Source organism: Clostridium sp. RTP31139st1_H3_RTP31139_211217 (assembly GCF_040227035.1).
In the GTDB taxonomy this organism is placed as follows: Bacteria; Bacillota; Clostridia; order Clostridiales; family Clostridiaceae; genus Clostridium; species Clostridium saudiense.
The window spans coordinates 1-25,891 of record NZ_JBCOAB010000008.1; the positions used below are offsets into that span (position 1 = coordinate 1).

The 25,891-nt window shown below is 29.6% G+C and carries 30 protein-coding genes; all 30 read left to right on the plus strand.

The genetic code is table 11. The features are described 5' to 3' along the window. The first annotated feature begins 240 nt into the window (after window positions 1-240). The gene (locus ABUA17_RS05090; RefSeq protein WP_349818115.1) at window positions 241-468 is read left to right on the plus strand and encodes a hypothetical protein; all 228 of its coding nucleotides are present in this window, start codon (window positions 241-243) and stop codon (window positions 466-468) included. A 139-nt stretch (window positions 469-607) separates the two neighbouring features. Beyond that, window positions 608-1,540 (plus strand): terminase small subunit, encoded by a 933-nt coding sequence (locus tag ABUA17_RS05095; protein WP_349818114.1) that lies wholly within the window; start codon window positions 608-610, stop codon window positions 1,538-1,540. Continuing rightward, window positions 1,524-2,879 (plus strand): PBSX family phage terminase large subunit, encoded by a 1,356-nt coding sequence (locus tag ABUA17_RS05100; protein WP_195952306.1) that lies wholly within the window; start codon window positions 1,524-1,526, stop codon window positions 2,877-2,879. The genes ABUA17_RS05095 and ABUA17_RS05100 overlap by 17 nt, the downstream gene beginning before the upstream one ends. Further along, entirely contained in the window at window positions 2,879-4,432 is a 1,554-nt protein-coding gene (locus tag ABUA17_RS05105) for a phage portal protein (RefSeq protein ID WP_195951689.1), read from the plus strand. Before ABUA17_RS05100 ends, ABUA17_RS05105 begins: the two co-directional genes overlap by 1 nt. Further along, complete coding sequence (locus tag ABUA17_RS05110; RefSeq protein ID WP_195951690.1) at window positions 4,432-5,391, plus strand: hypothetical protein; 960 nt, start codon at window positions 4,432-4,434, stop codon at window positions 5,389-5,391. The genes ABUA17_RS05105 and ABUA17_RS05110 overlap by 1 nt, the downstream gene beginning before the upstream one ends. 2 nt (window positions 5,392-5,393) lie before the next feature. After that, window positions 5,394-5,693, plus strand: a complete 300-nt coding sequence (locus tag ABUA17_RS05115; protein WP_195951691.1) for a hypothetical protein — start codon at window positions 5,394-5,396, stop codon at window positions 5,691-5,693. Between the two features lie 3 nt (window positions 5,694-5,696). After that, on the plus strand, window positions 5,697-5,822 hold the full coding sequence (locus ABUA17_RS05120) for a hypothetical protein (RefSeq protein ID WP_279325355.1): 126 nt from the start codon (window positions 5,697-5,699) through the stop codon (window positions 5,820-5,822). 38 nt (window positions 5,823-5,860) lie between these two features. Further along, a complete protein-coding gene (locus ABUA17_RS05125; protein ID WP_195951692.1) occupies window positions 5,861-6,115 on the plus strand; it encodes a crAss001_48 related protein in 255 nt (84 codons plus the stop codon). A gap of 3 nt (window positions 6,116-6,118) precedes the next feature. Then, window positions 6,119-6,397 (plus strand): hypothetical protein, encoded by a 279-nt coding sequence (locus tag ABUA17_RS05130; RefSeq protein ID WP_195951693.1) that lies wholly within the window; start codon window positions 6,119-6,121, stop codon window positions 6,395-6,397. A 189-nt stretch (window positions 6,398-6,586) separates the two neighbouring features. Next, window positions 6,587-7,147 (plus strand): phage scaffolding protein, encoded by a 561-nt coding sequence (locus ABUA17_RS05135; RefSeq protein WP_195952304.1) that lies wholly within the window; start codon window positions 6,587-6,589, stop codon window positions 7,145-7,147. Window positions 7,148-7,164: 17 nt separating this feature from the next. Then, on the plus strand, window positions 7,165-7,527 hold the full coding sequence (locus ABUA17_RS05140; RefSeq protein ID WP_195951695.1) for a hypothetical protein: 363 nt from the start codon (window positions 7,165-7,167) through the stop codon (window positions 7,525-7,527). Between the two features lie 12 nt (window positions 7,528-7,539). Continuing rightward, window positions 7,540-8,577: a major capsid protein gene (locus tag ABUA17_RS05145; RefSeq protein ID WP_195951696.1), complete on the plus strand. Its 1,038-nt coding sequence runs from the start codon at window positions 7,540-7,542 to the stop codon at window positions 8,575-8,577. Window positions 8,578-8,618: 41 nt separating this feature from the next. After that, entirely contained in the window at window positions 8,619-8,921 is a 303-nt protein-coding gene (locus ABUA17_RS05150; protein WP_195951697.1) for a hypothetical protein, read from the plus strand. Between the two features lies 1 nt (window position 8,922). Beyond that, entirely contained in the window at window positions 8,923-9,375 is a 453-nt protein-coding gene (locus ABUA17_RS05155) for a hypothetical protein (RefSeq protein WP_195951698.1), read from the plus strand. 2 nt (window positions 9,376-9,377) lie between these two features. Then, complete coding sequence (locus ABUA17_RS05160) at window positions 9,378-9,719, plus strand: hypothetical protein (RefSeq protein WP_195951699.1); 342 nt, start codon at window positions 9,378-9,380, stop codon at window positions 9,717-9,719. Beyond that, window positions 9,716-10,054 (plus strand): hypothetical protein, encoded by a 339-nt coding sequence (locus ABUA17_RS05165; protein WP_195951700.1) that lies wholly within the window; start codon window positions 9,716-9,718, stop codon window positions 10,052-10,054. Before ABUA17_RS05160 ends, ABUA17_RS05165 begins: the two co-directional genes overlap by 4 nt. 13 nt (window positions 10,055-10,067) lie before the next feature. Next, window positions 10,068-10,634, plus strand: coding sequence for a hypothetical protein (locus ABUA17_RS05170; RefSeq protein WP_195951701.1), 567 nt, complete (start codon window positions 10,068-10,070; stop codon window positions 10,632-10,634). 15 nt (window positions 10,635-10,649) lie between these two features. Next, a complete protein-coding gene (locus tag ABUA17_RS05175; RefSeq protein WP_195951702.1) occupies window positions 10,650-11,078 on the plus strand; it encodes an esterase in 429 nt (142 codons plus the stop codon). Window positions 11,079-11,148: 70 nt separating this feature from the next. Then, window positions 11,149-11,313: a hypothetical protein gene (locus tag ABUA17_RS05180; protein WP_349824093.1), complete on the plus strand. Its 165-nt coding sequence runs from the start codon at window positions 11,149-11,151 to the stop codon at window positions 11,311-11,313. Window positions 11,314-11,373: 60 nt separating this feature from the next. After that, window positions 11,374-11,793: a hypothetical protein gene (locus ABUA17_RS05185; protein ID WP_195951704.1), complete on the plus strand. Its 420-nt coding sequence runs from the start codon at window positions 11,374-11,376 to the stop codon at window positions 11,791-11,793. Between the two features lie 69 nt (window positions 11,794-11,862). Continuing rightward, window positions 11,863-15,201 carry a phage tail tape measure protein gene (locus ABUA17_RS05190; RefSeq protein ID WP_349818113.1) on the plus strand — a complete coding sequence of 1,113 codons (3,339 nt, stop codon included), beginning with the start codon at window positions 11,863-11,865 and terminating at the stop codon, window positions 15,199-15,201. Between the two features lie 9 nt (window positions 15,202-15,210). Further along, entirely contained in the window at window positions 15,211-15,909 is a 699-nt protein-coding gene (locus tag ABUA17_RS05195) for a phage tail protein (RefSeq protein ID WP_323731172.1), read from the plus strand. Next, the gene (locus ABUA17_RS05200; RefSeq protein ID WP_195951707.1) at window positions 15,906-17,207 is read left to right on the plus strand and encodes a phage tail spike protein; all 1,302 of its coding nucleotides are present in this window, start codon (window positions 15,906-15,908) and stop codon (window positions 17,205-17,207) included. The genes ABUA17_RS05195 and ABUA17_RS05200 overlap by 4 nt, the downstream gene beginning before the upstream one ends. A 121-nt stretch (window positions 17,208-17,328) precedes the next feature. Continuing rightward, on the plus strand, window positions 17,329-18,237 hold the full coding sequence (locus ABUA17_RS05205; protein WP_195951708.1) for an HNH endonuclease: 909 nt from the start codon (window positions 17,329-17,331) through the stop codon (window positions 18,235-18,237). 280 nt (window positions 18,238-18,517) lie between these two features. Beyond that, the gene (locus tag ABUA17_RS05210; protein ID WP_195951709.1) at window positions 18,518-19,894 is read left to right on the plus strand and encodes a hypothetical protein; all 1,377 of its coding nucleotides are present in this window, start codon (window positions 18,518-18,520) and stop codon (window positions 19,892-19,894) included. Window positions 19,895-19,908: 14 nt separating this feature from the next. Continuing rightward, window positions 19,909-20,133 carry a hypothetical protein gene (locus tag ABUA17_RS05215; RefSeq protein WP_195952298.1) on the plus strand — a complete coding sequence of 75 codons (225 nt, stop codon included), beginning with the start codon at window positions 19,909-19,911 and terminating at the stop codon, window positions 20,131-20,133. A gap of 2 nt (window positions 20,134-20,135) precedes the next feature. Then, the gene (locus ABUA17_RS05220; RefSeq protein WP_349818112.1) at window positions 20,136-22,247 is read left to right on the plus strand and encodes an SGNH/GDSL hydrolase family protein; all 2,112 of its coding nucleotides are present in this window, start codon (window positions 20,136-20,138) and stop codon (window positions 22,245-22,247) included. 332 nt (window positions 22,248-22,579) lie between these two features. Next, a complete protein-coding gene (locus ABUA17_RS05225; protein WP_154821411.1) occupies window positions 22,580-23,005 on the plus strand; it encodes a phage holin family protein in 426 nt (141 codons plus the stop codon). A 49-nt stretch (window positions 23,006-23,054) separates the two neighbouring features. Further along, the gene (locus tag ABUA17_RS05230; RefSeq protein ID WP_349819607.1) at window positions 23,055-23,933 is read left to right on the plus strand and encodes an N-acetylmuramoyl-L-alanine amidase; all 879 of its coding nucleotides are present in this window, start codon (window positions 23,055-23,057) and stop codon (window positions 23,931-23,933) included. Between the two features lie 479 nt (window positions 23,934-24,412). Next, window positions 24,413-25,486 carry a DUF8426 domain-containing protein gene (locus tag ABUA17_RS05235; RefSeq protein ID WP_207745237.1) on the plus strand — a complete coding sequence of 358 codons (1,074 nt, stop codon included), beginning with the start codon at window positions 24,413-24,415 and terminating at the stop codon, window positions 25,484-25,486. The last annotated feature ends 405 nt before the right edge of the window (window positions 25,487-25,891 follow it).

The following is a 25,891-nucleotide window of genomic DNA, read 5'->3' on the forward strand; positions in this document are numbered from 1 at the left end:
ATTATATATGAAATATGAAGAAATACCGTATTATTCAAAAAAGAATATGCGGTATTTTTTAGTGCACAATTCAAAAATATGGCACAAATATGGCAGAGAAAAGGTATAGAATATTAAATATATTAAGTATATAATAAAACCATATTTCTGGTATGATTATTCCAAATATTTCTCGTTTACCCTTTATAACATTGAGTAAAAAGCATTTACCCTTAGACGGTAGGTGCTTTTTTATTTTATATGAAAGTTGGTGAGAACATGGAGAAAGAGTATTTAATATTAAAGTGTAAGAAGTGTAGAAAGACAACATTTGTATTATATAGAGAAGTAGATTTCAATGGATTCTTAGTGTGTTCTCATTGTAGCAGTAAAAGTGTAAAGGTAGTAGCGAGCACAGATGATGCAAGGGAGTGCATGGGACATGCAGTTTATAAAAGAGAAAAAGGTGCTTTAAAGCAAATAAGATAAAGTGAGGTACATAGATATGAAAAAGATAACCAAGAATGGAGCTAAGAGATTAAGAAAGTTAGGTAAGGTGGTTAAAACTACTCATAATGGATATTACCTTATGAATGTATAATTATTAAGGTTAGGTGGTGTATATGTAATGGCTAGAGCTCCAAATGAAAAACTAAATAAAGCATATGCATTATACCAAAAAGGTTATAAGTTGGTTGATATAGCTAAAGAGTTAGATATTCCAGATGGAACAGTAAGAAGGTGGAAAAAGACTTACAACTGGGATAGTGAACGTTCGGATAAGAAGGAAGTTAAAAGCGAACGTTCGAAAAAGAAAAAAGTTAATAAGAAAAGTAGCAAGGAAGAGCTTATTGCAGAAGAGGTTAAAGAGGTATTAGAAAATACTGAATTAACTGAAAGGCAGAGGCTCTTTTGTATTTATTACATTGAGGACTTTAATGCTACTAAGGCATATAAGAAAGCTTATGATTGTAGTTATGCTACAGCTATGGTTGAAGGAAGTAAGAGTCTAAGAAAGCCTAAGATAAAAAAAGAAATAGATAGACTTACAGAAGAATGTTTAAATGAGCAGGAAGTAAGTTCTAAACTTCTAAATAAAAGACTGTTTGAGATGTACATGAAAATAGCATTTGCGGATATTGGGGATTACTTAAGATTTGGGCAAGAAGAAGAGAAAGTTTGGAATATGAGTGATGATGGTAGTTTTAAACCAGTTATTGATCCTGAAACTGGTGAACAAAAAGTGAGAAAGTATAATGTTGTAAATCTAAATGAAAGCATTGAAGTTGATACAACTATTGTAAGTGAAGTATCAGAAGGTAAAGACGGTGTAAAAATCAAACTTCATGACAAGATGAAAGCTTTAGAATGGTTAGATAAGCATTATGGACAATTAGACCAATTAACATCAGAAAAGTTAGAAATAGAAAAACAAAAATTAGAATTAGTTAAGATTAAATCAGGAGCATATGAAGAAGAGGAAGAAGTTGAAGATGATGGATTTATAGCAGCACTAGGAAATAAAGTTGAAGAGGTGTGGGCAGATGAAGAAGATAGTTAATAAAATTAAAAAGGCTGTCTTTAAATTTAGTCCATTTTCTACTAAGCAATTAAAAGTATTAACATGGTGGATGCCTAACTCACCTATGAAAGATAAAGATGGAATTATTGCTGATGGAAGTATCAGAAGTGGTAAAACTGTTTCTATGTCATTATCATATGTTATATGGGCCATGGAGACATTTAAATATCAGAACTTTGGAATGTGTGGTAAAACCATTGGTTCATTTAGGCGTAACGTATTATTTTGGTTAAAGCTTATGCTTAAATCAAGGGGATATAAAGTTGAAGATTTAAGAGCAGATAACTTAATTATAGTTACTAAAGGAAATACGTCTAATTATTTTTATATATTTGGCGGTAAAGATGAAAGATCACAAGACTTAATTCAAGGTATAACATTAGCAGGATGTTTCTTTGATGAAGTTGCATTAATGCCTGAAAGTTTTGTTAACCAAGCAACAGGACGTTGTTCAGTTGATGGTTCTAAATACTGGTTTAACTGTAATCCCGATGGACCTTATCACTGGTTTAAAGTAAATTGGATGGATAAGAAAGAAGAAAAGAATATATTATATCTACATTTTACTATGGACGATAACTTATCATTATCAGAAAGAGTTAAGGAAAGATATAGAAAAATGTATTCTGGAGTATTCTTTAAAAGATATATATTAGGACTTTGGGTTATGGCCGAGGGAATTATATATGATATGTTTGATGAAACTATTCATAAAGTTTTGACCAAAGATAGAAACTATTCAGAATACTATGTTAGTTGTGACTACGGTACTCAAAATGCTACTGTATTTATACTTTGGGGCAAATGTAATGGGAAATGGTATGCAGTTAAAGAATATTACTATTCTGGTAGAGAAGAAGTAAAACAAAAAACCGATAACCAATACTATGATGATCTAGAAAAATTCTTAGGAGATATAATTCCTAAGGCAATAATAATTGACCCTTCAGCAGCCTCTTTTATTGCTCTTATAAGAGATAAGGGGAAATATACTGTAAGACATGCTAAGAATGAAGTTGAAGATGGAATAAGAAAAGTTGGTAGAGCTCTCAATGAACTATTAATATTCTTTAATGATTGTTGTATTAATACGTTTAGAGAGTTTTTTTCGTATTCATGGGATGAAAAGGCTGCAAATAGAGGTGAAGATAAACCAGTTAAGGAAAATGACCATGCTATGGATGCAGTTAGATATTTTGTAAATACTATAGTCTTAAAAGGTAAGAGTAATGCTTATGATAATGAGATTTATAGCAAAGGTAAAGGTGTTAAGAAAAATAATTACAATTCATATAAGAAAGGAGGAAGAGTTTTCTAATGGATACAGTAAGAGAAACATTATTGCAACTTAGCAGTGAAGAAAAAGAAGAACGAAAAAAAGTAAGAGTTGATTATTATTACTATAAAGGAGCTTGCGAAGATAAGAAAAAAGCCATTCATGACAAGCCTAAGTTAGGTCAAAACTGGGAAAGTCAAGATAATTTAGATTATGAGCCAACTCAAGATATTAGAAATAAAGTAAAACCTCTTTTAAAGAAACAAGCTAGATGGATGTTTAGTAAAGAACCTGATATAACAATAGTACCTTTTGATACTAATCAAAAAGAATTAGCAGAAGAACTAAGAAGATTTATAGATAATATACTTAGAAAAAACCTGTTCTGGAAGAAAACTAGACAGGCTTTTTTAATGTCTACAATTAAGAAAAGGGTTATGCTAAGAGCATCAGTTAAGGTTGGTAATAGAGATGTTCCAGGTAATATTAATCTTAGATATGAAGATGTAGAAAATTTTTCTTATAAAGAAATTGATGGAGTATTAACAGAAGCTAGATTCTTTCAAGAGGATTTAAATAATTATTTATATGAAGATGATGAAAATAAGAAAACTTATTATATTCATAAATTCACATATAAAGTTATTGAAGAAAATACACCAGCTAAAGCAACGTATGTTATAGAAACATATAAGGGAGATAATTTATCAAAACCAATTAAAGAAGACTCTCAAGAAATTGGGTTTGAAGAGAATAAAATACCAGCATGGCTTATTAAAAATGGTGGAGAACTTGGAGAAGAGTTTGGAGAAACTGATCTACATGATTTAAAACCAAGTCAAGATAGATATAATAGAACAACTAGCGATGTAGCTGATGCTATTAAATTTGGGCTATTTGGTATAGAAAGCGGTGTAGATTTACATCCTGATGATGTCAATAAATTCAATGTATCTCCTGGAGCATTACATGTAGCGAGAACTAGTGATGAGGCTTTAGAAAAAGGAAAGCAAGGTAATATTCAGAGACAAGAGTTTTCGTTATCTAATATATCTAGTGTAGAAATGTATTTAGATAGAATAGAAAAGGATATGAATAATATCCTTGATATGCCTAGTTTAGATGATATGAATAATATACCGAGTGCTAAAGCTATGAGATATCTTTATAATGACCTTATTGCACGTTGTGAGGAGAAATGGAATGACTGGGGGCCGGTCTTAGAAGAAGTTATAAGATATATAATTGCTATAGCAGAAGAAGCTAAGTTACCTGGATTTAATCCTAAGTGGAAAGACTTAGATTTTAGTTTAATATTCAAACATAATTATCCTATTCCAGCAGATGAAGAGGAAAGAAAAGCTACAGCAATTAATGAAGTATTAGCTGATGTAAGAACTAGAAAATCTTATATAACTGAATTCTCTAGCGCTGAAGATGCAGAAAAAGAATTTAATGATATATTAGCTGAAAAATCATTATTAGAAGGTTCATCTATGGGCGAATTTAATGTTAATACAGATAAAAATACAGAAATTGGAGTAAATGTTCTAAATGAAGATGATGATAAAACTAGAGATCAGGATGAAGAATAATGAATAATTCAAATGCTTTATATAATAGTTTGCTTAAAGATGCAGTTAATGAAAAAAATAAATTAACTGCTAAAACTTTAAATAAAATCATTAAGATATACGAAAGTACAGCCGATGATTTACTTAAAAAGGCTAGTACATCAAGAGGATTTACTAGGGCTTGGACTAAAGATTATGAGAGATATATTAAATATAAGATTTTAGAACTAAATAATGAACTTGCTAAAGTATCTGATAGTTCTATAAGAACAAGTGCAGAGATTGCAGCTAGTGTTCAAGGTGATTTTTTAAGTTATATAAATAATAAATATACTCTAGACATAGATAAATCAATGCTAGAATTTGCTTATACGACAAATGAAAAGTTAATAGGACAAATTATACAAGGTGGATTCTATAAGGATAATAGAAGTTTATCTGACCGTATATGGGGCTATGGAAATCAAAATGGTAAAGATATTCAATATATTTTAACTAAAGGAATGGCAGAACAGAAAAGCTATTTAGACATTATAAAAGATTTAGAGAAGTTTCTTAAGTCTAATACTGATCCTGACTTCAAGAAAACTTATACTAAACTTTATAACAGAAAGGTTGATTATAATGCACAAAGACTTTTAAGAACAGCTATGAATCATATGTTTTATGTTCAAAATGTATCTAATGCTAAAAATAATCCTTATGCAGAGGCTATGCATTGGGAGTTATCAGCAGAACATGGAACTAGGCAAGTTGATAGGTTTGGCGAAGATGAATGTGATGATTATGCTAATAGTGATTATTATAATTTAGGTCAAGGTAATTTCCCACCAGATAAAGTTCCAGTTCCACATCCAAATTGCTTATGTATCCAAACAATAGTTATACCTAAGTCTTTAGATGAAATAGGTAGAGAGCTTGGGGAATGGATTAATGGTAAAGATATTAGTTATTTAGATGAATGGTTAAAGGTAGGTTAATTATGAAAGTTATATGTAATGATTGTAAAAAGGAATTTGCTATAAAGAAGAAAAATATTAAAACAGAGAAATTATTTAATACAGTAGAAAGAACGTATTTTTGTTGTCCTAAGTGTAATAAAAAGTATGTAATAAGCTATGTTGACAAAGAAATTAAGAAGAACAATAAAAGGTTTAAGAATCTAAAAGGTGAGTTCCTTAGAAAAGAGTTAACAGTAGAAGAATACGAGAAAGAACATAAGGAACTATTAGAAAGAAATAACTCTTTAAATGCTAGATATAAGGCTTTATATGGGAGATAATCAATGAGTTTTATAGAAAAATTGAAACAGATATTTAATACTAAGAATCATAAACATGAAATTATATATGAAAAAGGCTTTGGTTACAGATGCAAATGGTGTGATAAACCTAAATCACAATGTAATTAAAGTCTTTTATCATATCTAAAATTAAGGTGGGTGAAAGTATGGAATTAAAAGATACTATTGAAATGATGGTGAGTGTAGACTATAAAGAGAGATTTAAAGCAGAGTATTTACAATTAAAAATAAGAATGACTGGATTAAGTAATATGCTTAAGAAATATAAAGCGGGGACTTTAACATTTAAGCCATCTTGTAGTTATGATTTATTAAATGGTCAATTAAAATCAATGGAAATGTATGCTAAATATTTAGAAGAAAGAGCAGAAATAGAAAATATAGAATTGAGGGAGAAATAAGTAATGGCTAAGTACAGAAAGAAACCAGTAGAGATTGAAGCATTTAAATTTTATGTGGATAATATGCCAGATTGGTTTATAGATAAAGTAAGTGATAATACTGTTACATTGTGTAATTGCGATCATAAAAGATACTCCATAGATGAAGCATATTGTCTTATAGAAACTTTAGAGGGGACTCATAAATGTAATGGTGGAGATTATGTTATAAAAGGTGTAAAGGGAGAAATATATCCTTGTAAGCCTGATATTTTTGAAATGACATATGAAGTTGTTGAGTAAGTCTTAGTAAACTAAGGCTTTTTATTTTTGTTTTATATAACAAGGTTATACTAGACCCCACTTTAGTAATGCTAAGGTGTTTTTTTATTGCCTTTAATTACTATTCAGTAGGCGTTAAAGAATGGTTAGTAACTCTAAATTAACAAGAGCAACACTTGTAAAAAGCGTAGATAAGGAGGAATTTATTAAATGGATTTAAAAGAAATTTTAAAAGAAGCTGGATTAGATGATAAAGCTATTAAACAAGTTTTAACAACCATGAAAGCTGAAAAGATTTATACTACCTCAGAAGAAAATGCTGATATAAGGTTAAAGAAAAATAAGGAAAAGATTGAAAAGCTTGAAGGTGAATTAGATGATGCAGTTACTAAGATAGAAGGTTTTAAAGATCTAGAAAATGAAAAAGAAACATTATCTAAGGAAGTTGAAAATCTTAAAAAGGCTGCAACTGAAAAAGACTTCAATACTGCTTTAGAAAGTGCTTTAAAAGCAGCTAAAGTAAAAAATGAAAAGCTAGTAAAGGCATTACTAGATAATGAGAAACTTACTCTTAAAGAGGGAAAGTTAGAAGGTATCGAGGAGCAGCTAAAAGTCATTAAAGAAGAGAATGACTTCTTATTTGAAAAAATACCAGGAGGAGTACCAGACTTTTCAACTGGGGGTAAAAGTTCAGGTGGAAATCAGAAAGAAAAATCTATAGGGGAAAAGCTTGCAGAAGCAAAAAGCCAAACTGTAGAAATTAAATATTAAAAAGTGAGGTTGATAAAATGAATTATTCAAAAACAACAGTGATGGGTGAGCAAAAAAATATACTTGCTAACACTCATTACACAGCTATAAACAAAAAAGTAGCTAAATCAATAGCATCAAGCGGAGTTATTAAAGCAGGAACTGTTATTAATGCAGATGGAACTGTATTAGCTAATGGTTCGGCAGCAGAAGCAATAACAGAACCTGTATTAGGAATGGTGCTTTATGAAGTTAATGTATCCAATGAAGCTGGTAACAATATAGTTATTCCTGTATTAACTCATGGTACTATAGTTGAAAAAGTAGCAAAAGAATTAAGTGGTGGAGTTGATTATTCAGCTGATGTTAAAGCTAAGTTACCACAAATATTATTTGTTTAGGAGGAATTGAATATGAATATTTTTGACTTTATAAGTGCTAAAGAAATAGCATTATATATTAAAAATTTACCACAAGAAAGTACGCTAGATAAGCAGTTGTTCCCTGCGGACAAGCAATATGGAATGGAGATAGAATTAGCTAAAGGGGCTAAACAAAAACCAGTAGCATTAAGTATGTCTAGTTTTGATGTTAATGTTAGACCAAGAGTATTGAAAGCAGCAGTAGACATTGAAAAGAGAGATATGCCTTTCATGAAAGAGTCTATTCTTGTAAATGAAAAGGAAAGACAGAAGCTGATGTTAGCATTACAAGCTAATAATCAAAATATAGTAGATCAAATTTTATCAACTATTTATGAAAATTATAAGGTATTAGTTGATGGAGCAGAAGTTCAAATGAGAAGAATGAGAGCTCAATTAATTCAAAACGGGACTATTAGCATATCTTCTGATGCCGGAGATGTAATTGTAGATTACAATGTTCCAAGTAATCATAAAGAAACTATTGGAACTACATCAAAGAAATGGAATGCTGCTACTGCTGATATAGTAGGAGATATTATTAAATGGCAAAAAGTATTTACTAATGAAGGGTATGCGAAACCAACAGTATTAGTATTAACTGATACTTGCTTTGGATATGTATGCCAGAATACAGCTATAGTTAATGATATTAAAGGTATGAATACTAATTATATTGTAACTGAAAATGACATTAAAAATTATTTACAACAAAAATTTGGACTTACAGTTGCAGTTGTAAATGGAACATTTGTAAATGAAGCTGGAGAAACTGTTTCTTATTATGAAGATAATAAAGTTACATTAATTCCAAAAGGTACATTAGGAAAGACTGTTTATGGAACAACTCCAGAGGAAGCAGATGCAGTATTTGGAAGTGGTAAGTTAGATACACAAATAGTTAATACTGGAGTAGCTATTACTACTATGGCTAAAGAAGATCCAGTAAATGTTGAAACTAAAGTATCTCAATTAGGTATGCCAAGTTTCGAAAAAGCTGATGAGTGCTTCTTTGCAAAAGTATATTAATAATAGAGGGTTTAGGCCCTCTTATTAGTTAGGAGGGTAATATGATAAATAAATTAAAAATTCTTTTATTAGAGAACAAATATCCATTCTTTAGTGATGAAGAATTACAACTATTCTTAGATGAAAATGATAATGATGTTTATACTACTGCTTCAACATTATGCTATTTAAAAGCTGATGGAGACAATAAGGTTACTGTAGGTCCTATAACTATAGAAAGTGCTGGGGCTGAATTTTGGATTAACTTAGCTGAAAGATATTCTAAAAAATCAATTGAATTAGCTAATAAAAATAATTTAACTACATCTAGTAGTGGATATATTAATAGGCTAAAGAGGTGTTGATATGGCATTAAGTAAGGAATATCTCAGAGAAAAAGTAAAACAAGCTATAAAACAGATGCCAAGCGCAGGGTATGTAGTTAGGGAAGTATTAAATAATTATAATGAAAAGGCAGGGTATTGCATAGTTGGAAAGCTTGAAGGTGTATTTTATTCTAAAAGTACTACAAAAAATTTAGGTATAACAATAGATAATGCTGGAATTAATATAGAACAAGCTGATAAAAATTATTTAGTAGATTTTAATGATATTTCTAAGAACATTAGAACAACTGATTTTATTTTCATAGATAACAAATGTTATAAAATTATTGATCCAGGTGAGAATTTAGAAGTTTATTGTTTAATCCAATTAAATAAACATCATCTTATAAAGAATCAAGATACTATTATAGATAATGATGAAATATATCCATTAATGGAATTGCCATTGGATTTAGATTTAAAGGTGGTATGATTATGGGAATTAGATTAGATGCTACTGGATTATTTAAAGGCTTAGCAGAAATGGAATTAAAAGTTCAACAAGGAACACGCATATATGCTGAAACTGCTGGTATGAAAATGATTAATGATGCAAAAGCAAATGCTCCTTGGACTGATAGAACCGGTAACAGTAGACAAACTATGGATACTGAAGTTATTAGTAAAGGAAAGTCTATGGAAATTAGGTTAAGGGGAAATACACCTCATTTTAAATACTTAGAATTATGCCACGAAAAGCGTAATGCAATCTTATGGCCAACTATTCAAAAGTGGTCAGGGCAAGTTTTAAGTGGATGGGTTAAGGTGATTAGATGATAGTTAAATTATTTGAATATCTACAAGATAACAAAATAGATGTTTACTTTGTAGGACAGCACCAAGGAGAGTGTAAAAAGCCTTATGTTGTTTTAAAAGATGATGGAGTAAATAGTTCAAATGGTAGAGTAGGAAAGGGATATATAGATATCCTTTTTTTTATTCCTGAAAATAGATTTACAAAAATTAAAGATTTCAGAAAACAAATAGTTGATTTATTAAAAGAATTTAAATCAATTAGATATGCAGGCAATGAAACAGGAATAGTAACAGATAATGATAAGAAAGCATTAACTTTTTCAATTATGTATGAAAAATATATTAGATTAAATTAGGAGAGTGAAAAGAATGGCAATAGAAAAGTTAACAGAAAAACCTATAGTCAATATTGTTAGAGTTGAGATTGTAACAGAAGAGGATTCACCAAAAACTTATAGGTTTGATACTGCATCAGAAGCTACATATTCACCAGTAGTAAGTGAAGGGAGCGAAACTATACTTAGAGTAAAAAATTCTATATTAGCTACAAATAGAACTGAGGATATACAGTATGGCTCAGATATAAATTTAACTCAGGTAGTTATGGTGCCAGAAGTATTAGCTATTGTAGATGGAGGAAAACTTGTAACAACTGGTGAAGCAGAATCATTAAAGGTAACAGGATATAATCCACCAGCTGTAGGATCTGTAGTTAATAGAGTTAAGTTTACTACAAAAATTTATACAGAGGAAAAAGATGGAGATGGTGAAACATTAGGATATCAATGTTTTGCATTTAAAGGGTGTAAAGGAAAGCCAGTATCATTTACGTTTAAAGATGGTGAATTTATGGCACCTGCTTATACAATCTCAAGTAGAGTTAAAAAAGGTATAGCCCCTTATAATTTAGAGTTTTTAGAAGAATTACCGGTTTAATAGGAGGAATAAAGTATGGCAGTTACAAGTATAGAGGATTTAAAAAAAATAGCAGAAGGACAAGAAGTAGAGTTAATAGGATGGGGAGAGGAACCATTTGTATGTAAATTAAAAAGACCTAGTATGTTAGGTTTAGTTGCAAATGGAGACATACCTAATCCATTACTAAATGCAGCTTATATATTATTTAATGGTGCTAAGACTACCAAAGATGTAATTAATATGAAAGAACAAAAAGAGTTGCTTACTATAATGGCTAAAACTGCTATGGTAGAGCCTACTTATGATGATTTAGAGAAAATAGGATTAGAGTTAACAGATGCTCAATTACTTGAGATATATAATTATACTCAAATAGGTATTAAAGCACTTACATCCTTTCGTGCAAAGCAAGAAAATATTAAGAATACTAAGAATAAGCCAAAGGTACAATCAAAGGCCTAGTGAGATAATGAATATAAATGATTCGTATCTCGCTTTTATTTTTGATGAAGCTTGTGAATATATTTTATCTATGAAAACTAAGAGAGAGGTAAAGAAAGCTGACAAAGTCCATTTAGAAGATAGTTGGTTAAAAGAACCTAACTGGAGCGATAAGGATGAGGTGAAAGTTGAAAAAGCAAATAATAATTCATCTCTTATTAATGAAATGAAAGCTAATTTAGAAAAATATAAGTAGTAAAATTATACCAATGTAGTATATAATAAGATTAATTATTATGTATTATAGGGGGATAACATGAAAAAAAGAATAACAATTATAAGTTTAATATTATCTATATTTTTATTATTAGGGTGTAACAGCCAGGAAAAACAAGAAGAAGTAAATTTAATAAATGAGAATGAGATAGCGTTAAATTACTTAACTATTAAAAGCGGGATAGGAAATTATATAGTGAAAACATCATTTAGCGAGAATGAAACTGGTGAAATTAATAAAAGTAGCTATGATGATGGAATACATGCTTTAGAAAGTTTAAATATAATCATAGAAAATGATAAAAATATTTCATCAGAAATTAAAAATGAATTAATAGAGATTAATAAGCCTTTGATAGAGTATTGTGAAGCAAGAATTAAGAATGATAAAACAAATGAAGGTTATTATAAATCTATTGGTTTGGAAAATGAGTTTAGAAAAAAATATGATATAGAGTAAAAATGAAAGAATCACTTAAATTTAGGTGGTTCTTTTTTTATGCCCAAATTTATAGAAAGGAGGGTGATTATGAGTGTAGATGCAGGAAGTGCAGTAGCTTATTTAGAACTTGATTATAGCAAATATAGTGCAGGATTATTGACAGCGAAGCAACAGTTATCTACATTTACTGATAACACTCAAGAGGCTGGTACTAGAGTACAAGCTTTAGGAGGAATTGTTACTGGTGTTGGTTCAACACTAACAACTGGATTAACAGTTCCACTTGTAACAGCAGGAGCAGCATCATTAACTGTAGCAGCTAACTTTGAAGAGGGAATGTCAAAAGTACAAGCTATTTCTGGTGCTACTGCAGGTGATATGGAGCAATTAAGTGCAAAAGCTAAGGAGTTAGGCGCTAACACTAAATTTAGTGCTACAGAAGCAAGTGAAGCTTTTAGTTATATGGCAATGGCCGGTTGGAAAACTACTGATATGCTTAATGGTATTGATGGAATAATGAACCTTGCAGCAGCTTCAGGAGAAAATTTAGCATTAGTAAGTGATATTTGTACTGATGCCATGACTGCATTTGGATTAAGTGCAGACCAAAGTGCTAGATTTGCAGATGTATTAGCAGCTGCTAGTAGTAATGCAAATACAAATGTTGCAATGCTTGGAGAGTCATTTAAATATGTTGCGCCGGTTGCTGGAGCGATGGGGTATAGTGTAGAAGATACTGCAGTTGCATTAGGTTTAATGGCTAATTCGGGTATTAAAGCTAGCCAAGCAGGTACTTCGTTAAGGCAAATACTTTTAGGATTACAAGGTGGAGTTGAATTAGCAACTAAGAGTACTGATAAATGGAGAATTGAAGTAGAAAACAGTGATGGTTCTATGAGAAATCTTAATGATGTTGTAGTTGATTTAAGAGCAGCATTTGCTGATATGACTGATGCACAGAAAGCAAGTAATGCAGAAGCTATTGCAGGTAAAATAGGTATGTCTGGATTATTAGCTATAGTTAATGCTGCAGAAACAGATTTTAATAAATTAACTGGTGCAATAGATAAAAGCAATGGTGTTGCTAAAAAGATGGCAGACACAATGCAAAATAATCTTAAAGGAAAAGTAACACAATTAAAGTCTGCTTTAGAAGGTGCTGGAATCGCTATAGGAGAAAATTTAATACCTGCATTGACTACAGGTGTAAATAAGATAACTGATATGGTTAGCGCTTTTAATAACTTACCACCAGCAACACAAAAAACTATAACAGGTATAGGAGCTACAGTTGCAGCTATTGGACCATTAATGATGGTTGGGGGAAAGCTTGTAACAGGTATAGGAAAAACAATAAGTTTAGTTAGTACTGTTACATCTTTAGCTGGAGGTGGATTAGTTGCTTCTCTTGGAGCAGTAGCTTTGCCATTAGCAGCAGTAGGAACAGGATTCTATGCGTGGCATGAAGCAACAGATGCAGCTAACCAATCTATTGCAGTATCAAGAGAAGAAATGTCCTTTATGGAAAGAATGATGGCCGACTTAACAGGAATGACCACTTATTCCAAAGATGAATTAATAGAAATGGGCTTAGTTTATAAAGATTTTAATGAAAATATAAGTCAAGAATTTCAAGATTCAGTAAAGGAAATGACATTAGACATTCAAGACTTTAATATGTCATTAAATGAAATTAATTTTGATGGAGTTATAACTGAAGAAGAAGCTAATACCTTATCAGAAAGAGTTAATAGCGCTTTAGATGGTTGTATAGAAGCTATTGATAGTAAATATTCAGAAGTTCGAAATGGAATTAGAGAAGCTTTCAGTATGGACGGTGTTATTGATGAATCTGAACAATCCTTAATTGAATATTGGAATAATAGAGGGAGCAAAGAAAAAGAAGAAGCACAAAATTTACAAAACGAAATAAATAATATTATTAATAATGCTAGAGCAGAGGGGAGAAACTTAACTCCCGAAGAAGAAGCTGCTATTAGAAATTATTATGAGCAAATTAAACAGTTAGAGTTAGAATGTCAAGCTAGTAATCAATATGAAATTGAATATGCTACACAAGAATTCCAAAATAGAGTTTCGACTATGGATGCAGAAAATGCTACTAAATTACTACAACAAAGATATGAGCAATATCAAGAACAGCAATTAGCAACCCAAACAAACTATGATACTTTGATAAATCTTGCTAAACAAAACTATGATATTTTAACTGAAGAAGAAAAGAGACAGGTTGATGATACTATTAATAGATTAGAAGCAGCTAAAGCAGAAGAGTTGAGGGTAAATCAAGAAAAATATGATGCAAACGTTGATTATTCAATTCAAAACAATGAGGAATTAGCAAATATATTTAACAGGTATACTGGTGAACAAATTGCAAGAAGAGATTTAGCTAATTATCAAGAATATGAACAAATGAGAAATCATTATGAAGGTATTGCTGAAGTAACAGAAAGTGGTTATAAAAGGGTTTATGATACTGCTACAGGAACTTGGAAAGATGTTTATGTGAGTATAGATGCAACTACAGGACAATTAAAAGGGGTATATGACTTAAATACTCAAAATGTTGCAGCTATGTCAAAAGAGGATGAAGCAGTATTAAGAGATGAAGTAGCTGCATGGAGTGAAACTGCGGCAGGAGTATTATCGAATTGCTTAATTATGGGAGATGCTTATATTGATGCTCAAGGTAACATTTCTAATGCAAGTGGAGAAATAATAGGCAAGCTTGATGAAGTAGTTGATGCAAATGGAAATGTTGTAGAGGCTATATTAGATGTTAATGGCAATCCTATTAATATTGGAGATAATACAGATGAAGTTATTAGAAAATTAAAGAATACAAGAGAAGAAGTGAAAAGTACTGATGGTAAAAAAGCAAATATAATAGTAACTGATAATGGAACCGCATCAGCAGTTCAAAGAAATATTGATAACATTCAATCATACAAACAGGTAATAGTTGGTGTTCAATATACTTCTTCTGGTAAGCCTTATTATAATGGATCAACCATGTATGCAACAGGAACAGATAATGCTATGACAGGGTTAGCTACTGTAGCGGAGTATGGTCCAGAGTTGATAGTATCTCGTAGTGGGATAGCCACTCTTGCAACAGGTAGGCAATTAGTTAATATGGAAGGTGGAGAAACTGTTTATAATGCTAGACAAACACAAGAAATACTTAAAGGAATGCAATCAAAACAATTATCTAATGAAAGTTCAAGTGATTTATTAAGAACTATGATAGTTAAACTTGATGAAGTTAAAAAAGCAATTGATAGTAAAGAGTTAAATAATGTTATTAACAACAATTATGGTGGTGTAGAAGTTAATGGAGTTACAGATGTAAGGGAAATTATTGAAGAAATAAGCGAGTATACAGAAGTAAGGAGAATATAGGAGGTAACTATGGAAGATTTTTTTATTATAAACAATGAATGTAGTTTAGATCATGGAGTAGTTGTTAAGGAATTACCTTCTATAACTATTCCTAAGAAAAGAGTTGAAGAAGTTACTGTTTTAGGTAGAGATGGAACATTAACTGTAAGTGATGAAACTTATGAACCTACAACAAAAACCTGTAAAGTTTATTATAATGGTGAAAACCCAGATGAATTAATCACTTTTCTACAAGACGGGAAAGTGATTTTTTCTAATTTCCCCGATAGATTTTACAATATGCAAATAGTAAGTGAAATTCCAATAGATGAAATATTTAAAAATAATGAATATGGCGATTGGTATGAGTTTCCTATTAATTTTAGATGTCAACCTTTTGGATATAGCATTGATAATGAAGAGGTAATAATAACTCAAAAAGATACTTCTATTTATAATTATGCTAGCAAAGAATCCGAGCCTATTATAACTGTTTTTGGTGATGGTGATATAAACTTACTAATAAATGAACAACAAGTCATATTAAAAGGCGTAGAGGGTTATATAACTATAGATAGTACTAAGCTAAGAAGCTATAAAGATTTAGAAAATCAAAATTCTAAAAAGATAGGTAATTTTCCTGTTCTAAAAGTAGGAGAAAATAATATAAATTGGGATGGAAATATAACTAAGATAGTTATAACTCCGAACTATAGGTGGATAGTATGATTACATTATTTCAAGCAGATGAAACTATTTTTTCTCATGATGGAGTAGAAGTTTTAGATGATATTGTTATAAGTTCTTATACAAGTTGGGGTGAAAATGGAAAGTGGGTAAGTGAATCTAAATTCAAAAAAGATTATGATAAATCTGAATCTATTAAAGAAGGAATGATTTTACAATTACCTACTGAAAAAGGACTGCAATTATTTAGAATTTTAAAATTGAATAAGAAAAATAAGAAATATATAACTACTACTGGACAACATATAGCCTTTGATTTTGAAAATAATTTTATTCAAGATATTAATATAGTTGAAAAAAGTGGTAGAGCTGCAATTAAACAAATACAAGGTGGTACAGTATTTAATAGTAAATATAATTTAACATCCAATATTGATACGGTTGCTAGTGCTAGAATGGTAAGAAAGAATGGTATTACCTCATTAGTTGGTAGTGATGATAATTGCTTTATTAATAGATGGGGTGGTTATTTAGTATTAGATAACTTCAATATATCTATGAATACTAGCGTAGGCCAAGATAGAGGTGTTGAAGTCTTAATAGGTAAAAACCTTACTGATATGGAAGGTAGTATTGATATATCATCTGTAGTTACTGGTATAAATCCTATAACTTATGATGGATTAACTTTGCCAGAAGGTATTTATTATTCTCCTTTGGTTAACAACTATCCAGAGCCTCGTATAAAAGAATTTAAATTCGATGATATAAAGTATAAGTATTCTGAAAACAACTATGATGAAGAAGGATATGAGACTTTAGAAGAAGTATATGAAGCTATTAGAAAAGCTTGTGATGATTTATATAATAATTCTAACATAGATAAACCTACTTGCAACTTAAGAGTAAGCATAATTGATTTAACTAAAACTGATCAATATAAAGGAATTGAACTAAACGAAAGAATATTTCAAGGCGATATTGTTACTGCTAATTTAGAAGAATACGGGTTTAATGTAAAACTTAAAATGACTGCAAATAAATACAATAATATTAAAGATTGCTATGAGGATTTTGATTTAGGAGATGTTAAAACAAATGTATTCTCTAGTATAGGTAAAATACAATCTACTGTTGATAAAGTTATAGAACAACTTGGAGGCAATACATGGCAAGATATTCTTGATAAGAGTATGAAAGAAGCTACTGAATTAATTGAAGCAGGTATTAAAGGTTCATATGTAGTTGCTAGAAAAAATGAAATATTAATAATGGATTCTCCTAATGTAGAAAGTGCTATTAATGTTATTAGGATGAATAAAAATGGCTTAACAAACTAGGTCAGCTAATTAGAAATAATTAGAAAAATAAATTCGGTGAATTTGGGGAAACCTAAGTTTTTTATATTTAAAAATCATTAAAAGTATGATATAACGGAATTAACAAAAGGGGGGTTGCATTATGTCATACGTTAAACAATGTTCTAAATGTAATGAAATCAAAGAGATTAATGAATTTTATAAAAAGGTAAGTTCCAAAGATGGATATACAGGTGTGTGTAAAAAATGTATAACCGAAAACAATAAAAAGTATAAAATGACTTGTTCTATATGTGGTAAAGAATATAAAACTCATAAAAAAGATAGTTTATATTGTTCTTTACAATGTGCGGGTGAAGGTCATAAAAATAGAAAAGAAGTTATTTGTAACTATTGCGGAAAATTAATAGAACGTAAAAGAAGTCATGCAGAAAGAAATGAAAATAGTTTTTGTTCAAAATCATGTGCTAATAAATATATGAGTGAATATATGAACGGAGAAAATTCTCATAACTGGAAAAATGCTTTAATTACAACTAAATGTTCTCATTGTGGAAAAGAAATAAAAGTATATAAATACAAACTAGAAAAGCATAAAAATCAATTTTGCAATAGAGAATGTTTTAGAAAGTTTAATAGTGAATTTTTAAAAGGACCTAACAATCCTGTTTATGGTAAGAAGTTATATTCTATTAGAGGTGAAAATAGTCCTCATTGGAAAGATGAACTTACAGAAGAGGATAGAGAACATAATAGATATGATGAAGGTTATAGAAGTTTTGTATTGGGTGTTTTTAGAAGAGATAACTTTATATGTCAATGTTGCGGTTATGATAAAGGTAAAATATTAGTTGCACATCATTTAAATTCTTATAATACACACAAAGAACAAAGAACTGATATAAATAACGGAATAACTCTTTGTAATAAATGTCATACAGAATTTCATAAGAAATATGGTTATGGAGATAATACTTTAGAACAATATAATGATTTTATAAAAAATAAGGCAATCCCAATCCAAGCTAGTGAAGTGCATAAAAGTAACTAGAAGGTTTAGAGACTAGGCGAGTGAGTAGCAAAACAATAATCTCGCCCACGAGTGCCGAACATCTTAGCAAGTAAAGTTGAAGATGAAGAGATAGTCCGATACTCCGTTGAAAAGCGGAGAAGTCCAGGATAAAGAGCTTGGAATATAACAAAATGTAGCTTTTAGTCAAAGTGGTTACAATGGCCCTTACACTTTAGCAATTACAATAGACGGAAAAATCAATGCTAGTTGTATAACAACAGGCGAATTAAATGCTGCTCTTATAAAAACAGGTATTATAATGAGTGCTAATGGTAATTTAGCATTATCTATAGATGATGATTATTTAGAAGTAACTCACAGTGAAGGTAACACAAGAACAAGAATTGACAATGAAGGATTTTATATTCTAGATGAAAATAATGAAATTATTGCATCATTAGCAAGCAAAGAATCATGGACTGAATTAAAAGCGGATAAAGTATTTGCTAAAAATATTGAAAATGTGTATATAGGGGATTCTAATTTATATGTAGACCATAATTCAAATAATATTATACGAAATGGTTCAATAGACTATCCATTCACAGATTTTAATCAATTACGAGAGTATGTGCAGTCTATGCCTATAATAAATAAAGATTTATTTATTTATGTAGTTACAGAAGGAGTAGTTAATGATCTTTTTTATTTAACAGGATTAAGTGGTAATGGGAAAGTTGATATAAGATTTAATAATAAATTTATTCTTAAAACTGAAAATGATTATGGTGTAGTATTAAGAAATATATCAAATTGGGTATCAGTTTACGGTGGTAGAACGAGTTATCAAAGCAAAGATGGGTTTATGATACAAGCTACAAATGGAATTGAAGTAATAAATTGTTCAAAGTTTGAATTATCATCGTTATTAACAGACACGTCTGCATATGGAATTCATGTCCAAGATTCACATGGAAAAATGGATAATATAGATTTTTGTAAAGCTTATTCTGCTTTGGGTGTTAGAGGTGGTCAAGTATGGTTATCCGGTAGTTGTAGAGGTAGTAATACTAAAGCAGTAAGGGCATTTGAAGGTACTTTAGTAACTATAGGGGAAAATGATAGTAACAGTATAAGGCAACAAGGTATATTGGAGGAAGTTAGTGGAACTATAAAAGAAATTAGTACAATAGTTGAAACTGCGAGTACAGTTTATGCTCCAGTTATACCACCAACTATAAATACTTATAAAGACTTTTCGATAACATCTATGGCTACTTATCAATATTTATGGAGTAATTGGAAAGTAGGAGAATGTAAAAGTGGTGTTTATGGTAGTTATGGTGATAAAGCAGGACACCTATTCTTTGATTTATCAGCTATAAGAAGCTTTTTAAATGGAGGAACTGTTCTAGATGGAGCTACAATTACATTAACCAGAGCAAATTCAGGTGGTTCTAGTAGCGGAGTGAAGATTTACGTAGGTGGTTCTAGTTGTAATGGTGCAAGTGGTACACCGTCATATTACAATAAGACTTATGTCGGAACTTTATCCTGGGGACAAACTAATACTTTTACTCTATCAAAATCTATTGTAGATGGTATTAAAAATGGCACAATAAATAGTATTACAACGCACGGAAGTGATTATAGTAATATAACTGCTTGTAGCATTAATTTAAAAATAAATAAATAAGAAGGTGATGGAAAATGAATATAAAAAATGATACTAGAACAGAAAAGAAATTAACAATAACAGAAACCGATATTATTAATGGTGGTGAGGTTTTAATATTAATTGCATACGCAATTAAAGAGAATAATGAGTTATATAGTTATCCTTCACCTCAAGTTTTCAATGAAGAAATATATTTGAAAAATAAAGAAGCTTATGATAAAGCAGTTAAAGATTTTAGAGTTAATTGCGAGGTGTAATAATGATAACTAAAGTAATTAAATTAGATATAAATAAAAATCTATATGAAAAAATAAAAGCAAAGCAAGGAGATACAAAAAGTAGATTCTTGCTTTTTCAGTTATTAGATGGATCTATGCCCTTTAATTTAGAAAATAGAAGTGTTAGGGCTTATATGTTGAAACCGGATAGTACTGAAGTTTTCAATGATTTAATAATTAATAATAAAAATACAGGACATTGCACTCTCGAACTTACAAATCAAGTTTTAGCTGTAGCAGGAATTGTAAAAATAGAGTTGATGATAATTGAAAATGATAAAAAAATAACATCAAGTATATTTGAATTACAGGTTGATAAAAGTATAAACAGTGAAAATTCTATCGTTTCTACAAATGAATTTAATGCTCTTTTAAATGGATTGGCTTCACTTTCTGAATATGATAATTATAAAGAAAAAGCAAAAAAGGTACCTGAACTTGAAGAAAATATACAAGAGTTAGGTTCGCAATTGGATAATATTAAGAATGGAATGTATATAAGTGACGGTACGGTTGGCAATAACATAAAGCCTTTGCAAATATTTTCTTTAGAATATTTGCAACAACAACAAATTAAATTATTAGCCGATTTCTTTAAAAATATTAAAAAAGGGATTACACAAACTATTTGTTGTCAAGGTGATAGTTTAACCTACGGATTAGACCAAGTAAGTGCAGATAAAAGAGTGGCTGACACAACTGTATTACCTAATGGTAGTAGTAATGGAAGTGACAAAACAAGAGCTGGTGTTACTTACCCAGAAGCATTACAAAAATATTTAAATACTGCTTTGGGAAATGGAAAAGTAAATGTAATTACAAGAGGTTATTGTGGAGATTTTGTTGAAGGTGCTTATAATAGATGGACTATACCAAGTGGTGCAAATTTAAGCTTTTTCCAATATGGAACAAACGATAGTAGAGCAAGTTGGGTTAATTATAAAGGAGATGTAAAACAATTTATAGAGCATTATGAGAAATTGATTGCTAGGGAAATCCTTAGAGGTAGTGCGGTTGTAATAATAAGTCCACCTAGGAATCAAACAAATGATGTAGATATTTTTACTTTTGACAATGCTTTAGAAAGATTGGCAAAAAAATATAATTGTCCGTTTATTCGTGGTGATGAAACAATGTTGAATTATAGTGGTGATATATTTAGTGATGAAGTTCATTACAACACTAAAGGATATTCAGTACATGCAAGTAGAATTTGCGGAAGTTTATTAAGTAGATTTGAAAAAAATATTGTAACAAGTGGAAGTAAGATTGGTACTTATCCTAATCAAGATAATATTTATCTAACTGGTAATGCTAGGTATTTTGAAAATGACCAATATCCAACACCTAGTCAAATAGATACTACTAAAGGATCTTGTATCTTTTTTGAAAACTCCAGTATAACAATACCTTTTTATACAAATGAAGATGATTTAGTTTTATATCCTAGCATATTTATAAATGATAATTGTTCAGTTGATGTAATATTGGATTATGAAGTAGAACAGTCATTGTATTCAAATAGTGATTTGGTTGAAAAGGATAAGAGATCTATCCCGAATAATAAAATAATGATAGAGTCAACAACATCTATATTCAGTAATAGATTAACAAACGAAGATAAATTTATTCTTATACCTAAAAAGGGGTGGCATAGCGTGACTTTTAAAACTTCAGCAACAAAGTTAATGGGATATTATGGTTTAGAATTTATAGATTATAACACTCATATACTCTTATCTAAGTTTACAAGTGTCAAAAAATCCCCATATTATATAACAGAGTTTCAAAATTCATGGAAAAATTTTTCAGATGAATCTACATCAGAATATGTACAATTATATGTTTTAAAAAGTTTAGATGATGAAATTGTTGTTAGGGGGTACATAAAAGGGGGAGTAGATGAGTTAATTTGCGTATTGCCTGAAAACTTTAGACCACAAAAGACTATAATATCCCCTTGCTATGTTAGAAACCAAAGTGATAATAGTTCTAAGATTGGCTTTGTGGAAATAACCGAAAATGGTGGAGTTTATTTTAGAGGTGAATTAAATGACGTCAACAGGATATGTATCAATATTACACTAAAATAATTCACAATTGATTATTATTGTTCGTAAAAAAATAAGGATAGTCATAATAGTGAATTGATTTTAAGATTATTATTTTTAAATACGGTTAAGTTTTCTTCTTATTATTTTAGAGTTATTATTCCTATCCTTATTCTGATTGAGATAAATTATCAGAAAATAAGTTGTTAATGTTGGTAGTAGCAGAAAACAACCTACTTTATTATGTATGAAAATAATCCACAGTAATATTATGTGAAAAAAATAAAAAATATATTCCTGGAAAAGTTAGGAGCTGAAAGGCTCTTTTATTATATTTAAAATTCCAAGCGATTGGAGAAAAGGAAGGTAAGAGTATGGAAAATTTATTAAACTATTTTAAAATTATTGTTGCAACAATAGGAACGGGGGTAACTTGGTTATTCGGTACATGGGATACAGCTCTTATTGTTCTTGTATTATTTATGGCATTCGATTATGCAACAGGAGTGTTAAGAGCATGGATAAATAAAGAAGTATCTAGCGATATAGGACTTAAAGGAATTGCTAGAAAGACAGTTATATTTATTGTTTTAATTGTTGCAGTATTACTAGATAGATTGTTAAATACTGGAACATGGGTATTTAGAACTCTTATATGCTATTTCTACATAGCAAACGAAGGTATTAGCTTATTAGAAAATTGTGCTGGATTAGGATTACCTATACCAGAAAAGCTTAAAGAAGCATTAGTGCAACTTAAAGATGGAGAAAAGAAAGAGTTAAGTAAAGAGCAGGAGTAATCCTGTTCTTTTAATTTATAAAAATATATATAAGGAAAGGTGATTTTAAATGAATTTTTTTGTAAGTGCAGGACATCCAATGTATAAAGGAGCAGTAGGGGTTTTAGATGAAACAGTAGTTGATAGAGCAGTAGTAAAGGAATTAGATATAGTATTAAGAGAAATGGGACATACTGTTACAGTTCTTAATTCAGAATCAGCTAAGGATTATGTGGAAGAAGTTCAAGTTGCTAATAGCAGCAGTTATGATTGGTATGTAGATATTCATGCAAATTGTTATAGTAAAGAATCTGCAAATGGAGTTGAGACTTTAGTATATGCAGATAATAAACCAGAAGCTCATTCAATTTCTAAGAATATTTCAGAGTTAGGGTTTTATAATAGAGGAGTAAAAGTTAGAACTGACTTATACATTCTAAAAAATACAAAAGCAAAAGCACTATTAGTTGAATGTTTCTTTATTAGCAATAAAAATGATTGCGATTTATATAATAAAGTTGGAGCTAAGGCAATAGCTATTGCAATAGCGGAAGGATTGACAGGACAAACATATAAATCAAATGAAATCGAGAAACCAACAGTTAATGAAACTATTGAAGCTAAACCAGTACAACCAACAGATGATTGGGTGGCAAGACTTCAAGCTGAATGTAATAAGCAAGGTTACTCCAATCAAGTTGTAGATAATATAGCTGGTAAAAATACATTAGCTGGTTGCCCAACTTTAAAGAAAGGTTCTAAAGGAAACATAACTAAGCTATTACAAGAAAAATTAATAAGTTTAGGTTATGATTTAGGGAAACATGGCGCAGATGGAGATTTTGGAACAGCTACTTATAATGCAGTTGTAAAGTTCCAAAAAGATAATGGATTAACACCTGATGGAATTGTTGGTCAAAATACTTGGAGAAAATTATTAAATTTATAATTATTTAAGGCTAGTAGGTAGGAGAAATCTTACTTACTAGCCTTTTTTATTTTATGGAGTCAACTAATTTTATTAATTTTTATTTTAGTAGATTCAGTTGTAAGGTATATTAGCTTACCATACAACTTACTTTTTTACTTACAAGCTATAATTAAAGCAACTAAAATTATAACAAATGTTAATAGTATAATTACCAACATAGCAAGTAAAGCTAAAAGCTCTACCGTATTCATACATGTTTCCTCCTAATATTTAATTTTAAATATAATTTAACAGTATAAGTCTAATTAAGCTAACAATCAATAGTAAAGTGACAACAAAAGTGGACAGATTTACCATATTTATTGTAAAATAAAAGAAAAAGAACTCGAAATACGACTAGTAATCTACACGAGTTCAAACATCAAATATATTCTATTAAACTTACTTCTATTATAGCATATATTTGATGGAATATAAACATAATAGGAGGAGTTAAGTTGAATATATTAAATGTAGTAAATATTGATAATAAAAAGAATTTCTGGCTTGTGAGAACTAAAAGGGGATTCTTTTATAATGAGTATATTTCGAAATCATTTATAGCATTAGGTTGGAATACAATTGATGAAAATGTTTTGAAAAGAACAAAAACTAAAGAGGATGAAAAAAAGTTAAAAAGTGACATTTTAGAAAAATATAAGACAAAACAGGCTGGGCAAATATATAATAAGTGTAGAAGATTTGTAGAAGAAATTAAAGATGGGGATATAGTAATGATCCCTAGTGCTAATAATGAACAAATAACTTTTGCAGAAGTAGGTAAGTATTATGAAAAATCAGATATGGATTATTCTAAAGAAATTGAAGTAATAAATAGAATTGATTCAGGCATTGATTATGGAACACAAGTAATATGTCCATATAAAAAAAGAAGGGAAATTAAAGTTATAAAAACTATTGAGGGTGAAAGAATGAACCCGAATTTATATAGGGTTCTAGCATCTTATCATGGTCTAAGTAAAATTAATGATTATTCAGATTTTATATTAAGAAGTATTTTTATATTATATGTATGGAATAATAAATTAAATTTAGTAATACCTATTGAAACGAAAAAAGATATAGACACATTAGTATTATCTGAATTTATATATGGAGTATCTAAAGTTTTAAAAATTGAAGATAATAGCATTAGAATAACCGGTAAGGTAGATTTGAACTCTCCTGGAGACTTTCAGTTTATAATAGATAATGCTGTAGAGTTTTTAACTTCCCCAGCGCTATTGGGATCATTAGCAAGTATTGTAGCAACTATATGTAGTGGTAAATACGGTCCGGAGGTACTTAAATCAATTCTTAACTTTATTAATGATTGGAGAAAAACTACTTCTCAATTAAAAACTGAAGAGCAAGAAAGAGAATTTAAAAAAATTGAGATTGAAAAAGAAAAATTAGAATTAGAAAAACAAAAATTAGAACTATATAATAGTATATCCTTAAGTAGTAACACTTTAGAAGTAAATACAGAAAGTGTAGAAAATGTTATAAATATTTCGGATTATACTAATTAAAAAATGAATAAGTAATAGGGGTGTAGTATTTTTTTACTAATATAAAGCTAGTTAAGGCATTAATAAATAATAATAACATATTAACATTTGAATAATGTGTTAAATAGAATGTATTGAAAAAAGTATTAAGAAAAAGTCTACAAACAGTTAAACATAATGATAAAGACAATAAATAATTAAGTAGATAACATGATATTACATAAACTTTTTTCAACTACAACACCTCCTCTTAATATAATTATATGAAATCTGTAAATTTATTCAATAGTTTTGCTAAGAATATTATAATATGGATAGTTATTGTAAAGAAATAATATAAGGATAGATACTTATTGAGTGAACTGCCCCCTGTCTACTTGACATGGGGCAATTCAAAATCTTACTTACTAGCCTTTTTTTATCTTA

What these genes read in the sequence shown, in the direction of transcription:
- ABUA17_RS05090 (WP_349818115.1), top strand. Translation starts at nt 241, where the DNA reads ATGAAAGTTGGTGAGAACATGGAGAAAGAGTATTTAATATTAAAGTGT.
- ABUA17_RS05095 (WP_349818114.1), top strand. Translation starts at nt 608, where the DNA reads ATGGCTAGAGCTCCAAATGAAAAACTAAATAAAGCATATGCATTATAC.
- ABUA17_RS05100 (WP_195952306.1), top strand. Translation starts at nt 1,524, where the DNA reads ATGAAGAAGATAGTTAATAAAATTAAAAAGGCTGTCTTTAAATTTAGT.
- ABUA17_RS05105 (WP_195951689.1), top strand. Translation starts at nt 2,879, where the DNA reads ATGGATACAGTAAGAGAAACATTATTGCAACTTAGCAGTGAAGAAAAA.
- ABUA17_RS05110 (WP_195951690.1), top strand. Translation starts at nt 4,432, where the DNA reads ATGAATAATTCAAATGCTTTATATAATAGTTTGCTTAAAGATGCAGTT.
- ABUA17_RS05115 (WP_195951691.1), top strand. Translation starts at nt 5,394, where the DNA reads ATGAAAGTTATATGTAATGATTGTAAAAAGGAATTTGCTATAAAGAAG.
- ABUA17_RS05120 (WP_279325355.1), top strand. Translation starts at nt 5,697, where the DNA reads ATGAGTTTTATAGAAAAATTGAAACAGATATTTAATACTAAGAATCAT.
- ABUA17_RS05125 (WP_195951692.1), top strand. Translation starts at nt 5,861, where the DNA reads ATGGAATTAAAAGATACTATTGAAATGATGGTGAGTGTAGACTATAAA.
- ABUA17_RS05130 (WP_195951693.1), top strand. Translation starts at nt 6,119, where the DNA reads ATGGCTAAGTACAGAAAGAAACCAGTAGAGATTGAAGCATTTAAATTT.
- ABUA17_RS05135 (WP_195952304.1), top strand. Translation starts at nt 6,587, where the DNA reads ATGGATTTAAAAGAAATTTTAAAAGAAGCTGGATTAGATGATAAAGCT.
- ABUA17_RS05140 (WP_195951695.1), top strand. Translation starts at nt 7,165, where the DNA reads ATGAATTATTCAAAAACAACAGTGATGGGTGAGCAAAAAAATATACTT.
- ABUA17_RS05145 (WP_195951696.1), top strand. Translation starts at nt 7,540, where the DNA reads ATGAATATTTTTGACTTTATAAGTGCTAAAGAAATAGCATTATATATT.
- ABUA17_RS05150 (WP_195951697.1), top strand. Translation starts at nt 8,619, where the DNA reads ATGATAAATAAATTAAAAATTCTTTTATTAGAGAACAAATATCCATTC.
- ABUA17_RS05155 (WP_195951698.1), top strand. Translation starts at nt 8,923, where the DNA reads ATGGCATTAAGTAAGGAATATCTCAGAGAAAAAGTAAAACAAGCTATA.
- ABUA17_RS05160 (WP_195951699.1), top strand. Translation starts at nt 9,378, where the DNA reads ATGGGAATTAGATTAGATGCTACTGGATTATTTAAAGGCTTAGCAGAA.
- ABUA17_RS05165 (WP_195951700.1), top strand. Translation starts at nt 9,716, where the DNA reads ATGATAGTTAAATTATTTGAATATCTACAAGATAACAAAATAGATGTT.
- ABUA17_RS05170 (WP_195951701.1), top strand. Translation starts at nt 10,068, where the DNA reads ATGGCAATAGAAAAGTTAACAGAAAAACCTATAGTCAATATTGTTAGA.
- ABUA17_RS05175 (WP_195951702.1), top strand. Translation starts at nt 10,650, where the DNA reads ATGGCAGTTACAAGTATAGAGGATTTAAAAAAAATAGCAGAAGGACAA.
- ABUA17_RS05180 (WP_349824093.1), top strand. Translation starts at nt 11,149, where the DNA reads ATGAAAACTAAGAGAGAGGTAAAGAAAGCTGACAAAGTCCATTTAGAA.
- ABUA17_RS05185 (WP_195951704.1), top strand. Translation starts at nt 11,374, where the DNA reads ATGAAAAAAAGAATAACAATTATAAGTTTAATATTATCTATATTTTTA.
- ABUA17_RS05190 (WP_349818113.1), top strand. Translation starts at nt 11,863, where the DNA reads ATGAGTGTAGATGCAGGAAGTGCAGTAGCTTATTTAGAACTTGATTAT.
- ABUA17_RS05195 (WP_323731172.1), top strand. Translation starts at nt 15,211, where the DNA reads ATGGAAGATTTTTTTATTATAAACAATGAATGTAGTTTAGATCATGGA.
- ABUA17_RS05200 (WP_195951707.1), top strand. Translation starts at nt 15,906, where the DNA reads ATGATTACATTATTTCAAGCAGATGAAACTATTTTTTCTCATGATGGA.
- ABUA17_RS05205 (WP_195951708.1), top strand. Translation starts at nt 17,329, where the DNA reads ATGTCATACGTTAAACAATGTTCTAAATGTAATGAAATCAAAGAGATT.
- ABUA17_RS05210 (WP_195951709.1), top strand. Translation starts at nt 18,518, where the DNA reads ATGAGTGCTAATGGTAATTTAGCATTATCTATAGATGATGATTATTTA.
- ABUA17_RS05215 (WP_195952298.1), top strand. Translation starts at nt 19,909, where the DNA reads ATGAATATAAAAAATGATACTAGAACAGAAAAGAAATTAACAATAACA.
- ABUA17_RS05220 (WP_349818112.1), top strand. Translation starts at nt 20,136, where the DNA reads ATGATAACTAAAGTAATTAAATTAGATATAAATAAAAATCTATATGAA.
- ABUA17_RS05225 (WP_154821411.1), top strand. Translation starts at nt 22,580, where the DNA reads ATGGAAAATTTATTAAACTATTTTAAAATTATTGTTGCAACAATAGGA.
- ABUA17_RS05230 (WP_349819607.1), top strand. Translation starts at nt 23,055, where the DNA reads ATGAATTTTTTTGTAAGTGCAGGACATCCAATGTATAAAGGAGCAGTA.